General features: G+C 74.3%; 12 protein-coding genes. 8 read left to right on the forward strand and 4 right to left on the reverse strand.

Annotated features, from left to right (window positions below; all coding sequences use genetic code 11):
* Positions 1-6 precede the first annotated feature (6 nt).
* The 4 genes from J4557_RS18385 to J4557_RS18400 are packed head-to-tail and all read right to left on the reverse strand — an operon-like array spanning position 7 to position 4,314.
* On the reverse strand, positions 7-1,428 hold the full coding sequence (locus J4557_RS18385; RefSeq protein WP_243775975.1) for an MmgE/PrpD family protein: 1,422 nt from the start codon (positions 1,426-1,428) through the stop codon (positions 7-9).
* A complete protein-coding gene (locus J4557_RS18390) occupies positions 1,425-2,243 on the reverse strand; it encodes a cyclase family protein (RefSeq protein ID WP_208267945.1) in 819 nt (272 codons plus the stop codon). The genes J4557_RS18385 and J4557_RS18390 overlap by 4 nt, the downstream gene beginning before the upstream one ends.
* The gene (locus J4557_RS18395; protein WP_208267946.1) at positions 2,240-3,130 is read right to left on the reverse strand and encodes an HpcH/HpaI aldolase/citrate lyase family protein; all 891 of its coding nucleotides are present in this window, start codon (positions 3,128-3,130) and stop codon (positions 2,240-2,242) included. Before J4557_RS18395 ends, J4557_RS18390 begins: the two co-directional genes overlap by 4 nt.
* Positions 3,127-4,314, reverse strand: coding sequence for a CaiB/BaiF CoA transferase family protein (locus tag J4557_RS18400; protein WP_208267947.1), 1,188 nt, complete (start codon positions 4,312-4,314; stop codon positions 3,127-3,129). Before J4557_RS18400 ends, J4557_RS18395 begins: the two co-directional genes overlap by 4 nt.
* A 237-nt stretch (positions 4,315-4,551) precedes the next feature.
* Between J4557_RS18400 and J4557_RS18405 the strand changes: the two genes are divergently transcribed.
* From J4557_RS18405 to J4557_RS18440, 8 genes are read left to right on the forward strand one after another with little or no spacing between them, the layout of a single operon-like run.
* Complete coding sequence (locus tag J4557_RS18405; RefSeq protein ID WP_208267948.1) at positions 4,552-5,805, forward strand: ABC transporter substrate-binding protein; 1,254 nt, start codon at positions 4,552-4,554, stop codon at positions 5,803-5,805.
* Positions 5,802-6,785 carry a branched-chain amino acid ABC transporter permease gene (locus tag J4557_RS18410; protein WP_208267949.1) on the forward strand — a complete coding sequence of 328 codons (984 nt, stop codon included), beginning with the start codon at positions 5,802-5,804 and terminating at the stop codon, positions 6,783-6,785. Before J4557_RS18405 ends, J4557_RS18410 begins: the two co-directional genes overlap by 4 nt.
* Complete coding sequence (locus tag J4557_RS18415) at positions 6,782-7,843, forward strand: branched-chain amino acid ABC transporter permease (protein ID WP_208267950.1); 1,062 nt, start codon at positions 6,782-6,784, stop codon at positions 7,841-7,843. Before J4557_RS18410 ends, J4557_RS18415 begins: the two co-directional genes overlap by 4 nt.
* On the forward strand, positions 7,840-8,574 hold the full coding sequence (locus tag J4557_RS18420; RefSeq protein WP_208267951.1) for an ABC transporter ATP-binding protein: 735 nt from the start codon (positions 7,840-7,842) through the stop codon (positions 8,572-8,574). The genes J4557_RS18415 and J4557_RS18420 overlap by 4 nt, the downstream gene beginning before the upstream one ends.
* Positions 8,561-9,262, forward strand: a complete 702-nt coding sequence (locus J4557_RS18425) for an ABC transporter ATP-binding protein (protein WP_208267952.1) — start codon at positions 8,561-8,563, stop codon at positions 9,260-9,262. The genes J4557_RS18420 and J4557_RS18425 overlap by 14 nt, the downstream gene beginning before the upstream one ends.
* The gene (locus tag J4557_RS51675; protein WP_208267953.1) at positions 9,259-10,620 is read left to right on the forward strand and encodes an MmgE/PrpD family protein; all 1,362 of its coding nucleotides are present in this window, start codon (positions 9,259-9,261) and stop codon (positions 10,618-10,620) included. Before J4557_RS18425 ends, J4557_RS51675 begins: the two co-directional genes overlap by 4 nt.
* Positions 10,620-11,267 (forward strand): aspartate/glutamate racemase family protein, encoded by a 648-nt coding sequence (locus J4557_RS18435; RefSeq protein ID WP_208267954.1) that lies wholly within the window; start codon positions 10,620-10,622, stop codon positions 11,265-11,267. Before J4557_RS51675 ends, J4557_RS18435 begins: the two co-directional genes overlap by 1 nt.
* Positions 11,264-12,634, forward strand: coding sequence for an FAD-dependent oxidoreductase (locus tag J4557_RS18440; protein WP_243775976.1), 1,371 nt, complete (start codon positions 11,264-11,266; stop codon positions 12,632-12,634). The genes J4557_RS18435 and J4557_RS18440 overlap by 4 nt, the downstream gene beginning before the upstream one ends.
* Positions 12,635-12,650: the final 16 nt, after the last annotated feature.

Genomic DNA, 12,650 nt, shown 5'->3' on the forward strand with positions numbered 1-12,650 from the left:
GGAGGATCAGACGAGGAGGGCGGTCAGGGTGCGGAGGTCGGCGAGGTCGGCGAGGCCGTAGACCAGGTCGGTGATCCGCTCGGCCTGGTCGGGGGAGACGCGGCGGGCCGCGTTGAGGCGGAACTTGGTCGCCAGCTCCTCCGCCGACAGCGGGTTGCCGGGGCCGCCGCGGTTGGCGTCGACGCGCTCCTCCAGGACGGCCCCGTCGCGGGTCGTCACGCGCAGCACGGCCGGGAACTGGTGCGGGAAGATCTCGTCGCAGCGGGCGTCGGGCACGCACCGGACCTTCGCGGCCAGCGCGAGCCGCTCCGGGTCGGCGGCGGCCGCGTCGGTGAAGTCCTCGTGGAAGACGCCGAGCCCGCCGCCGCCGAGCAGCGCCGCCGCGACCGTGTACGGGCCGGAGAACGCGGCGTGGTACCCCGACTCAGGACGGATCTTGTCCTCGCGGGGCTCGCCGATCGTGCGGAGCACCGCCGTGGGCGCGCCCAGTTCGATGCCTTCGATGTCGGACGGGTCGAGCCCCCGCGCGCGGAGCCGCAGCGCGGCGTCGATGCCGGCGTGGGTGAAGTGGTTGCACGGGTACGGCTTGAAGAAGATCCCGGGCAGTTCCCAGTGCTCGCCGAGCCGGTCGGTGAGGGCGTCCAGGTCGACCTGGTCGCCGCACCACGCCTGAAGGAACCCGAACCGTCCCTCGAACACGGTCGGCGGGCCGGTGATGCCGGTGCGGGCGAGGCCGGCGGCGGTGACGGCGGCGTGCGCGGCCCAGCCGCAGTGGATCCGCTTGACGGTGCCGCCGGTCCGGTTGGCCTCCAGGATCCCGGAGCCCATGCTGGCGGCGATGCCCATCGCGTCGGCGATCCCGCCGGCGTCCAGCCCCGAGAGCATCGCGGCGGACGCCGCCGCCCCGACGGCGCCGCAGATCGCGGTGGCGTGCTGCCCGCGCTCGAAGAACACCGAGTTCCCCAGCTCCCGGTCGTATCCGGCCATGCCGAGCCGGACGGTGATCTCCACGCCGACGCCCACCGCGTCCAGCAGCGCCGCGCCGGTGGCGCCGCGCGCCTCGGCGACCGCGAGCGCGGCGGGCACGACCGACGCGGACGGGTGCAGTACCGACGGCAGGTGCGTGTCGTCGAAGTCCAGGGAGTGGGCGAGGGTGCCGTTGAGCAGGGCGGCGCTGGGCTCGGGCAGCCGGGTGCCGGTGCCGATCGCGGTGGCGCGTCCCGCGCCGCCCCACTCGGCGACCAGGGCGCCGACCGCGCGGGCCGGTGCCTCGCCGGTCGCGCCGAGGCTGTTGCCGAGGGCGTCCAGGACGCGGCGCGCGGCGTCGGCGCGCAGGTCGGCGGGCAGCCCGTCCGCGCGCACCGACGCGGCGAGCGCGGCGAGCCGCTGCACGGGGGTGGGCGCGGTCATGCCGACACCGCCGGTCATGCCGACACCGCCGCGAGCGGGCGGACGGGGGAGCCGGTGCCGCCCTTGATCCGCAGCGGGGCGAGCAGGAACGCGAACTCGTGCAGCCCGGACTCGGCGAGCGCCTCCAGGTTCAGGTGCTCCATGATGAAGATCCCCGACTCGACCAGCAGGATCCGGTGCACGGGCAGCACCGCGTGGCCCGCGCCCGCCGGGATCTGCTCGTAGGCGGTGGTGTCGGCGCCGGTCGCGACGATCCCGCGGTCCGCCAGCCAGCGGGCCGCCTCCGGTGTCGCGCCGGGCACGCCCGTCTCCTTGCCGAGGTAGGCGGTGGTGTCGCCGAAGTTGCGGGACCAGCCGGTGCGGACCAGCGCGACGTCGCCCTCGCCTGGCTCGGCCCCGGTGCGCTTCGCGGCCAGGTCCAGGTCCTCGGCGGTGACCCCGTAACCGGGCGGCAGCGTCGGGACGCCGTGCACGGCGGCGACGTCCAGCAGGACGCCGCGGCGCAGCAGGCCCGGCAGGTTCTCGGCCCCGTGGCTGGTGAACGCCCCGCCGCGCTGCGCCTCGGCGGCGTCGATCCCGCCGTGCAGCTCGCCGTCGTGGCTGACGTGCGACAGCGCGTCGATGTGGGTGCCGACGTGCCCGCCGGTCACGATGATCTCGTTGGCGGCCGAGCCGCCGTCCGCGCGCTCCATGTCGCCGTGCCGGCGGATCAGCGTCATCCGGAACCCGGGGTGGTTGGGGGAGCACGGCATGCCGGTGAAGAACGGCTGGCCGAGCTCGATCAGCCGGACGCCGCGGGCGACCGCCGCGAGCAGCGGATCCTGGGTGGTCATGACGGGGAGCCTTCCTTCTCTGGTGCATCGGGGCGGTGGGCGGACGCGGCGACGGCGAGGATCCAGGAGGCGCGCTCGACGACCGCCTTGTCCACGAACCGGCCGGCGGAGTCGATCCACGCGGCCTGCCGCTCACCGGCGGAGCCGTCGCGCCCGGTGAGACGGTCCATGAGGTCGCGCGCCCAGGCGACGTCGCCGGGATCGGGCGCGCACGCCGCGTGCACGACGGGGATCTGCGCGGGGTGGATCACCGACCGGCCGAAGAAGCCGGCCCGGTGCCCCGCGGCGGTGTCGGCGCGCAGGCCGTCCAGGTCGCGGACGGCGGTCCACACGCTCTGCGGCGGGGACGGGAGCCCGGCGGCGCGCGCGGCGACGACCACCCGCGAGCGCGGCCATGCCAGCGCGTCGCCGCCGGTCACCCGCAGGTCGGCGGACAGGTCGGCCTCGCCGAGCGAGATCCCCGCGACCAGCGGGTGCGCGGTGGCGAGGGTCAGGGCGTTCTCCACGCCGAGCGCCGACTCCAGGACGGGGAACACCGGCACGCCGAGCGCGTCGGCGACGCGGCGCAGCGTGTCCGGGTCCTCGCACTTGGGGATCCGGACCCCGGCGAGCGCGCCGGGCGCGGAGGCCAGCAGCCCGATGTCGGCGGTGCCGTCCGGGGTGCCGGGCGCGTTGATCCGCACGTAGGTCGGGCGCCGTCCGGTCCGTCCCTCGGCGAGCACGCCCGCGACGGTGCGGCGGGCGGTCTCCTTGGAGCCCGGGGCGACGGCGTCCTCCAGGTCGAGGACGACCGCGTCCGCGGCGGAGTCCAGGGCCTTGCCGATGCGGTCGGGACGGTCGCCGGGGACGTACAGCCAGGTCCGGTGCGGATGCTCCGGCCCGGTCACTTGACCACCCCCTTGGCGCGCAGCTCGTCCAGCTCCGCCTCGCCTACCCCGTAGCGGCCGAGGATCTCGGCGGTGTGCGCGCCGAGCGGTGGCCCGGCCGAGTCGATGTGCCCGGGCGTCCGCGAGAGCCGGAACAGCACGTTCTGCATCTTCACCGGGCCCAGTTCGTCGTCGGGGACGGTGGCGATGGTGCCGAGCGCGGCGAACTGCGGGTCGGTCATGACGTCGGCGGCGGTGTAGATCGGCGCGACGGCGGCCTCGGCCTCCTCGAACGCCTTCACGACCTCGTCGCGGTCGCGCTGCGCGATCCACGAGCCGACGGCCTCGTCGAGCTCGTCGGCGTGCTCGGCGCGCTCGGCGCCGGTGGCGAACCACGGCTCGTCGATGAACTCGGGCCGGCCGACCAGCCGCATCACCCGCTCGGCGATGGACTGGGCGCTGGTGGAGATCGCGACCCAGCCGCCGTCGCGGGTCCGGTAGGTGTTGCGCGGCGCGTTGTTGTGCGACCGGTTGCCGGTGCGGGCCTGCAGCTCGCCGAGCTGGTCGTAGGTGATGATCTGCGGGCCGAGCAGGGTGAGGATCGGCTCGATGATCGCCAGGTCGACGACCTGGCCCTCGCCGGTCGCCTCCCGCGCGCGCAGCGCCGTCATCACCGCGAACGCGGTGGTCAGCGCGGCGATCCCGTCGGCGAGGCCGAACGGCGGCAGGGTCGGCGGCCCGTCCGGCTCGCCGGTGATCGCGGCGAACCCGCTCATCGCCTCGGCGAGCGTGCCGAAGCCCGGCCGCCGCGAGTACGGGCCGGTCTGCCCGAATCCGGTGACCCGGGCCAGCACCAGCCGCGGGTTGATCCTCTTGAGCTCGTCGTAGCCGAGGCCCCAGCGCTCCAGCGTGCCCGGCCGGAAGTTCTCGATCACCACGTCGGCGTCGGCGGCGAGCCGGCGGAAGATCTCCTGGCCCTCGGGCGAGCCGAGGTAGAGGGTGATCGCCTTCTTGTTGCGGCCGAGCATCTTCCACCACAGCCCGACGCCGTCGCGGCGGGCGCCGTGGCTGCGCACCGGGTCGCCCTTCGGGTGCTCGATCTTGACGACCTCGGCCCCGAAGTCGCCGAGCAGCGTGGCCGCCAGCGGTCCGGCGAACAGCGTGGCCGCGTCGAGCACGCGGACTCCGGACAGGGCGTCGGGCATGGGCGGTACCGCCTTCGGTTCTGATCGTTTCTCTTAGCGGAACAATGTTAAGTCCATGTTCCGGCGCCGTGCCGGCTCCGGATGTCTTCAAGTTGGCACCGGCTGTCGAGTTCCGTCAAGTTCCACCTAGATATTGACCAGGTCACGTGATGGATGCCACGATGACGCATCAGTGGCCCGGTGTTCCTCTAAGCGGAACGATCGTCAAGGGTGGCGCCGGGCAGGCAGGAGAGGTGAATGTCGGCTCGAAAGCTCGCCGCCGGGCTCGGCGCGTGCGCGGCCCTGCTGGCCGCCACCGCCGGCTGCGGCGGCTCGGCGCCCTCGGGCGCCGCCGGGGCCGCGGCCGGCCGCGACAGCGGCCCGGTGAGGATCGGCGCCCTGCACCCGGTCAGCGGCGCGAACGCGGTCGACGGCCAGCAGATGCGGCGCGGCGCCCAGATGGCGGTCGACGCCATCAACGCCGCCGGAGGCATCACGTCCCTCGGCGGCCGCAAGGTGAAGCTGGAGACCGGCGACACCCAGGGCAAGGCGGAGGTCGGCCAGAGCGAGGCGCAGCGGCTGATCTCCGAGGGCGCGGTCGGCCTCGTCGGCACCTACCAGAGCGCGGTCAGCACGAACGTGTCCGTGGTCGCCGAACGCAACCGCGTCCCCTTCGTCATGGACGTCACCGCGTCGGACGCGATCTTCTCGCACGGCTACCGGTACTCGTTCCGGGTGCAGCCGGGCAGCGCGGCGATCGCGGACGCGGCGGCCCGCTACCTCAAGGAGGTCTCGGAGAAGGCGGGCAGGCCCGTCAGGAAGGTGGCGTTCCTGCATGAGCAGACCGACTTCGGCAGCGGCGCCGCCGAGGCGTTCGCCAAGGCCGCGAAGAGGCTCGGCATCCAGGTCGGCCCGAACATCAGCTACGACGCGGTGACCGCGTCCGACCTCACCGCGCAGATCACCCAGGTCAAGGCGTCCGGCGCGGACGTGCTGGCCGTCGCCGGCTACTACCGCGACGGGCTCCTCGCCGCCAAGGCGATCAACGCGGTCAAGCCGAACCTGAACGCGGTGTGGGGCGTGTCGGACGGCGCGTTCGACCAGCCGAAGTTCGTCAGCGACGTCGGCGCGCTCGGCGAGCGGTACTTCAGCACCAACTACCACTACGACGCGAAGAACCCCGCGACGGTGAAGCTGCGCGCCGAGTACCAGAAGCGGTACGGCGCGCCGATGCGGACCGGCGCCGTCCTTGCCTACGACGCGGTCCAGGTGATCGCGCAGGGCGTGGAGCGGGCGGCGAGCACCGACCCGGAGAAGGTCCGCGCCGCGATCGCCGGATCGCAGGTCCAGCCGCTGACGGTCGGCACCGGGCCGATCGCCTTCGCGCCCAACGGCGACGACAAGAACGCGCTGCCCGTCCTGATGCAGGTGCAGAACGGGCAGATCAAGCAGGTCTATCCCCAGGACAAGGCCGAATCCCAGCCCAACTACTCGGTGACGTGGCGGCCATGAGCGACACAACTGCGAACCTCAGAGCGGCGGCCCTGCGCGGCCCCGTCCTCAAGCGCGCCGCCCTCACCGGCGGCCTGGTCGCGATCGCCATCGCGGTCGCGCTGATCCGGTCCGGCAGCGGCCTGGTCGTCTGGCAGTCGGTGGTGACCGGCCTGCTGACCGGCGGGCTGTACGGGCTGATCGCGATGGGCCTCACGCTGATCTTCGGCGTGCTGGACATCGTCAACTTCGCGCACGGCGCGCTGCTGGCCGTCGCGATGTTCATCGCCTTCGGGGTGGTGCAGGGCACGGGCCTGCACCCCTACCTCACCCTCCTCATCGCGGTGCCCGCGCTGTTCCTCATCGGCGCGGTCGTGCACCGCGGCCTGCTCGGCGGCTCGGGCGGCGCGACGCTGGAGAACCAGCTGCTGATCACCCTCGGGCTGTCGCTGCTGCTGGAGAACGGGCTGCTGATGTTCTTCGGCGCCGAGCCGAAGACCGTCCCGCTGCCCGGCGACTTCCAGTTCTCGCTGTTCGGCGCGGTGGTGACCGGCGGCCGGCTGTACGCCTTCATCGGCGCGATCCTGATCGGCGCGGTGCTGTTCCACCTGCTGCGCCGCACCCGGTTCGGCACCGCCATCCGCGCGGTCGCCGCGAACGGGCAGGGCGCCGAGCTGGTCGGCGTGAACGTCCGCCGCGTCCACACCCTCACGTTCGCGATCGGCACCGCCTGCGCCGGCGCCGCCGCCGTGCTGGCGGCGCCGCTGGTCACCGTCACGCCGACGCTCGGCGACCAGTTCAACATCACCGCGTTCGTGGTGGTGGTGCTCGGCGGCATGGGCAACGTCGCGGGCGCGCTGGTCGGCGGACTGCTGATCGGCCTGGTCGAGCAGCTCACCACCATCTACATGGGCGGGCAGAGCTCGCTGCTCGGGGTGTTCGTCGTGTTCCTGGTCGTGCTGTTCCTGCGGCCCGAGGGCCTCTTCGGGAGGAAGTCATGAGCAGCGGCATCACCATCGCCGGCGGCCGCGAGACGGGCGGCGCGCTCCGCCCGGTCAAGGCGCCGCCGCTGCGCCCGCAGAACCGGCAGCTGGCCGTCCTCGCGGTGCTGCTGGTCGTCGCGATCCCACTGCCGCTGGTACTGCCGCCCGCGATGGGCGCGGTCGCGGTCCGCATCCTGATCTTCCTGCTGATGGCCATCGGCTGGAACGTGATGAGCGGGTTCGGCGGGATGTTCAGCTTCGGGCACGCGGCGTTCTTCGGCCTCGGCGCCTACACCAGCGCGTACCTGCTGGTGAAGCACGACGTGTCGCCGTGGATCGGGATGCTCGCCGGGATGGCGGTCGCCGCCGCCGTCGCCGTCGTCATCGGGTACTTCGCGTTCCGCTACAGGCTGCGCGGCGCCTACTTCGCGCTCGCGACGTTCGCGTTCGCCGAGATGCTCCGGCTGATCGCCACCACCACCGACTTCACCAACAAGGCCGTCGGGTTCAGCGTCCCGCTGATCCAGGGCTCCTCGCTCTGGAAGATCCAGTTCGCCGCGGACTCGCCCGCCTACTTCTGGGTCGCGCTCGCGCTCGCCGGGATCGCCGCGCTGGTCAGCATCCTGTTCCTGCACTCGCGGACGGGACGCTACGTCACCGCGATCCGCGACGACGAGGTGGCGGCCGCCGCCCTCGGCACCCCGGTGATGCGCTACAAGCTGGTCACCGTCGCGCTGTCGGCGGCGATCACCGCGGTCGCCGGCGCCTTCTACACGCAGTACTACCTGTTCGTGAACCCGGACCTGGCGTTCGGCTCCTCGGTGTCGATCCAGGCGATCGCGACCGTGGTGATCGGCGGGATCGGCACGGTCTGGGGCCCGGTGGTCGGCGCGATCATCCTGGGGTCGCTGTCGGACCTGACGGCGACGCTGCTGCGCACGCCGCCCGACTTCCTGAACTTCCTGCAGGGCCGCAGCGGCCTGGACGTCGCGCTCTACGCGGTCCTGCTGATCCTCATCGTCCGGGTGCTGCCGAAGGGCATCGTCGGCACGATCCAAGCGAGGTGGCGGCGGTGAAGCTGCTGGACGTCGACGGCGTCGGCAAGGACTTCCGGGGCCTGCGCGCCCTGTCGGAGGTCGGGTTCGAGGTGGAGCCGGGGGAGATCCTCGGGATCATCGGCCCGAACGGCGCCGGGAAGACCACCCTGTTCAACGTGATCAGCGGCGCGATCGCGCCCGACAGCGGCCGGGTCGTGTTCGGCCGCAGGGACGTCACCGGCACGGCGCCGCACCGGATCGCCCGCGCCGGCATGGTCCGCACGTTCCAGCTGATGCGCCCGTTCGGGAGCATGAGCGTCCTGGAGAACGTCGGTCTGGCCGCGCAGCACCGCCGGGGGCCGCTGCGCAGGCTGCGCGGCGAGGCGATGGAGGTGGTGGAGCGGGTCGGGCTCGGCCCGTGGGCGCACCGTCCCGCGACGGAGCTGCCGACCGCCGGCCTCAAGCGCCTCGAACTGGCCCGCGCCCTCGCGATGCGGCCGAAGGTGCTGCTGCTCGACGAGGTGCTCGCCGGCCTCGTCCCCGCCGAGCGCGAGCCCGTCCTGGACCTGCTCGCCGCGCTGCGCGAGGAGGACGGCACGACGCTGCTGTTCATCGAGCACATCATGGCCGCCGTGATGCGGCTGTCGGACCGGGTGCTGGTCCTCGACCAGGGGCGGGTGCTGGCCACCGGCTCCGCCGAGCAGGTCACCTCCGATCCCCGGGTCATCGAGGCGTATCTCGGAGAGGAGCCCGGCGATGCTGAGGATTGACAAGCTCTGCGCCGGCTACGGCCGGATGCAGATCCTGCACGAGATCGACCTGGAGGTCGGCGCGGGCGAGATCGTCGCGCTCGTCGGCGCGAACGGCGCGGGCAAGACGACGACGCTGCGGGCCGTCTGCGGGCAGCTGCGCGCGACGTCCGGGACGATCACCTTCGGCGGCGCGCCCACCGCGGGCCGCCGCCCCGACCAGCTCGTCCGCGACGGCCTGGTGCACGTCCCGGAGGACCGGGCGCTGTTCGGGACGCTCACCGTCGAGGAGAACCTGCGGATGGGCGCCTGGACGCGGCCCGCCGCCGAGATCGACGAGGACATGCGCGCGGTGTTCGCGCTGTTCCCGGTGCTCGCCGAGCGCCGCTCCACGATCGCGCAGACGTTCTCCGGCGGGCAGCAGCAGATGCTCGCGATCGGCCGCGCGCTGATGGCCCGCCCGAAGCTGCTCATGCTGGACGAGCCGTCCACCGGCCTGTCGCCCAAGCTGACCTGGGCCGTGCTCGACGCGGTCAAGGCGATCCGCGACTCCGGGGTGTCGGTGCTGCTCGTCGAGCAGAACGCCAAGCAGGCGCTCGGCATCGCCGACCGCGCCTACGTGCTGGAGAGCGGCTCGACCGTGCTGCACGGGACGGGCGCCGAGCTGGCCGGATCCGCCGAGGTCAGAAAGGCCTACCTGGGACTGTGAACGAGGAGGCGAAGCAGGCGGCGGCGCGGCTCGGGGACTGGGTCGCCGCCCTGGACACCGCGGACGTGCCGCGCCCCGTGCTCGACCGGCTGTCGCTGGTCCTGCTGGACGCCCTCGGAGTGACCGCGCTCGGCGCGGCGCTGGACGAGCACGCCGCGCTGCGGTCGGCGTGGAACGCTCCGGACGGCCCCGCCCCGCTGATCGGCGCGGGCCGGGCCGTCACCGTCGACGCCGCCGCCTGGCTGAACGCGATGGCGCTGGTCTCGCTGGAGCTGGACGAGGGCAACAAGTACGCCAAGGGGCACCCGGCGGCGCACGGGTTCCCCGCCGTGCTGGCGCTGGCGTCCGAGCTCGACGCGACGGGCCCGGACACGGCCGCCGCGCTGCTGGCCGCCTACGAGGTCGCGTCCCGGTTCGGGCGGGCGACCTCGCTGCGGCCCGGCGCGCACCCGCACGGCAGCTGGGGCGTCGCCGGCGCCGCCGCCGGCTGCGCCCGGCTGCTGCGGCTCGGCCCGGAGGCCACCGCCGCCGCGATCGACACCGGAGCCGGGCTGCCCGTCGCGGGGCACTTCTCGTCCGCCACGGACGGGAACCCGGTCCGCGACGCGTGGATGGGCGCGTCCAACCTGTCCGGGCTGGTCGCGGCGCGGATGGCGGCCGCCGGGCTGGCCCGCAACACCGGCACGGCGGGCGGCTCGCTCGGCGACCTGCTCGGCGGCTTCGACGCCGCCGGGCTGACGGACGGGCTCGGCGAGCGGTGGGACGTCACGCGCGGCTACTTCAAGCGGCACGCGTCGTGCTCGTTCACCCACCCGGCCGCCGACGCGGTGCTCCCGCTGCGCGCGGGCCTCGACCCGTCCAGGATCAGCCGGATCCTCGTCGAGACGCACGCGCTCGGCGCCGGGCTCGGGTCGCCCGAGTGGGACAACCGGCTGTCGGCGATGTTCTCCACGCCGTTCGTGGTCGCGACCGCGCTGCTGGACGGCGAGGTCGGGCCGCGCGCCTCCGACGCCGCCCGGCTCGGCGACCCGGCGCTGCGGGCCCTGGCCCGCCGCGTCCGCCTCGTCGCGTCCGGCGACCTGACCGCGCGGCTGCCCGCCGAGCGCGCCGCCCGCGTGACGATCGAGCTGGACGACGGCACGTCCCTCACCCGCGAGCAGCCGAACCCGGTCGGCGACGCCGACCACGAGCCGCTCACCGGGCCGGACGTGGTCCGGATGCTGAAGGCGTGGCTGCCGGGCCGCGCCGCCCTGGTCGACCGCGCCGCCGAGGTCGCCCGCGATCTTCCCGCACTGCCCCGCGTCGGCGGCGCGCTGCGCGGGCTGGCCGACGACACCGCCGAGAAGGAGCCGAGTTGATGCGCGCACTGTCCGTGACGCCGATCCACCTGCCGCCGGAGGAGATCACGCGGCGGCAGGCCCGCTACGACCGGCTCGCCCCCGCCGGGCTGAGCATCGAGCTGCGCGACGTCGGGCCGGGCGCCCCGGGGTCGCTGGACGACGAGGAGTCGATCCGGGTCTCCGAGCGCGAGGTCGCCGCCGCCGTGGCCGCCGCCGTGGCCGAGCCGGGCGGGGACTGGGACGTGGTCGTCCCCGACTGCGTCCTCGACCCGGCCGTCCCGGACGGGCCCGCTGACCAGCGCGTTCCGGTCAACGGGCTCCTGAGGCTGAGTAGCATGACGCTTGCTGCGAAGAATGTCCGTTTCGGGGCCGTGGTGCGGAACGAGGCGATCGGCGCGGAGCTGGGCCGCCGCCTCAAGGCCTACGGGCTGGACGCCTACGTCGCCGGCATCGCCGTCCTGGAACTGCCGTTCGACGCCGTCGCCGAGGGCGAGACGTGGAACGCCGCGCTCGGCGCGGCGGTCGACGCGCTCGCCGCGCAGGGCGCCGCCGCCGTGATCAACGGCTGCTCCGCCGTGGACGTGGAGGAGGGCCGGTTCGGGGCGGAGGTCGTCGACCCGACCGCCCTCGCACTGCAGGTGCTCGTCGCCGGGAGGGCGTCTTGACCGACATCGACCTCGTCGTGGCGGGCGCCGGCGGCGGCCTCGCCGGGGCGCTGCGCGCCGCCGAGCTGGGCCTGACCGTGGTCGTCGTGGAGTCCAGCGAGCATTTCCGGCGCGGCAACAACACCTCGATGTCCACGGCGATGTTCCCCGGCGCCGGGTCGCGCTGGCAGGCCGAGCAGGGCGTGGACGACTCCCCGGACCGGTTCGTCGCCGACATCGAGGCCAAGACCAAGGGCCGCGCCGACGCCCGGCTCGCCCGCACCCTCGCGGAGGTCAGCGCCCCGCTCGTCGAGTGGCTCGCCGACTCGGTGGAGCTGCCGCTCGACCTGGTCACCGACTTCAACTACCCGGGCCACTCCGTCACGCGCTGCCACTCCGTCCCCGGGCGGCACGGCTCTAGCGTGATCGACCACCTGGCCCGCCGCGCCCGGGCGCACCCGAACATCGACCTGCTCGTCCCCGCGAAGCTCGTCGACGTGACGACGGGCGGGGACGGCGCCGTCCGCGCGGCCGTCGTGCGGTACCCCGACGGGACGGAGGAGGAGATCCCGACCCGGGCCGTGCTGCTGGCCACCAACGGGTTCGGCGCGGACAGGGACCTCGTCCGCCGCCACCTCCCGGAGATCGCCGACGCCCTCTACCAGGGCAGCGACCAGTCGCTCGGCGACGCGCTGCGGATCGGCGGCGGCCTCGGCGCGGCCACCGGCTACCTCGACGCCTACCAGGGCCACGGCGCCGTCGCCGCTGGCGCCGGCACCCTCGTCGGCTGGGCGACGATCATCCACGGCGCGATCATGGTGGACCGGGAGGGGCGCCGGTTCGGCAACGAGACCCGCGGCTACTCCGAGTACGCCGCCGAACTCGCCGCCCGTCCCGGCGCGACCGGCTGGATCGTCCTGGACGAGACGATCTTCCACCAGTGCGAGCCGTTCAAGGACTTCCGCGACACCGTCGAGTCGGGCGTGCTGGTCTGGGCCGACGACGCCGACGGCCTCGCCGAGGCCACCGGGCTGCCCGCCGGGGCCCTCGCCGCCGAGCTGGAGACCGCCGCCGCCGTCGCGCGCGGCGAGCGCGCCGACGAGCACGGCCGGGCCAACTGGGAGCGTCCGCTCGCCGCGCCGTACGCGGCCGTCCGGGTCGTCCCGGCGCTGTTCCACACCCAGGGCGGCCTGATCGTCAACGAGGACGCCGCGGTCGTCGACCACGACGGCCGCCCCATCCCCGGCCTCTACGCGGCGGGCGGCGCGGCGGCCGGGATCTCCGGCCACGGCGCCGACGGCTACCTGCCCGGCAACGGCCTGCTGCCCGCCTTCGGGCTCGCCTACCTGGCGGCCGGCGACGTCGCGCGCCGCCGCCCCACCCCCTGACCTTTTCGGACACCGA

Source organism: Actinomadura nitritigenes (assembly GCF_017573545.1).
GTDB classification, from domain to species: domain Bacteria; phylum Actinomycetota; class Actinomycetes; order Streptosporangiales; family Streptosporangiaceae; genus Spirillospora; species Spirillospora nitritigenes.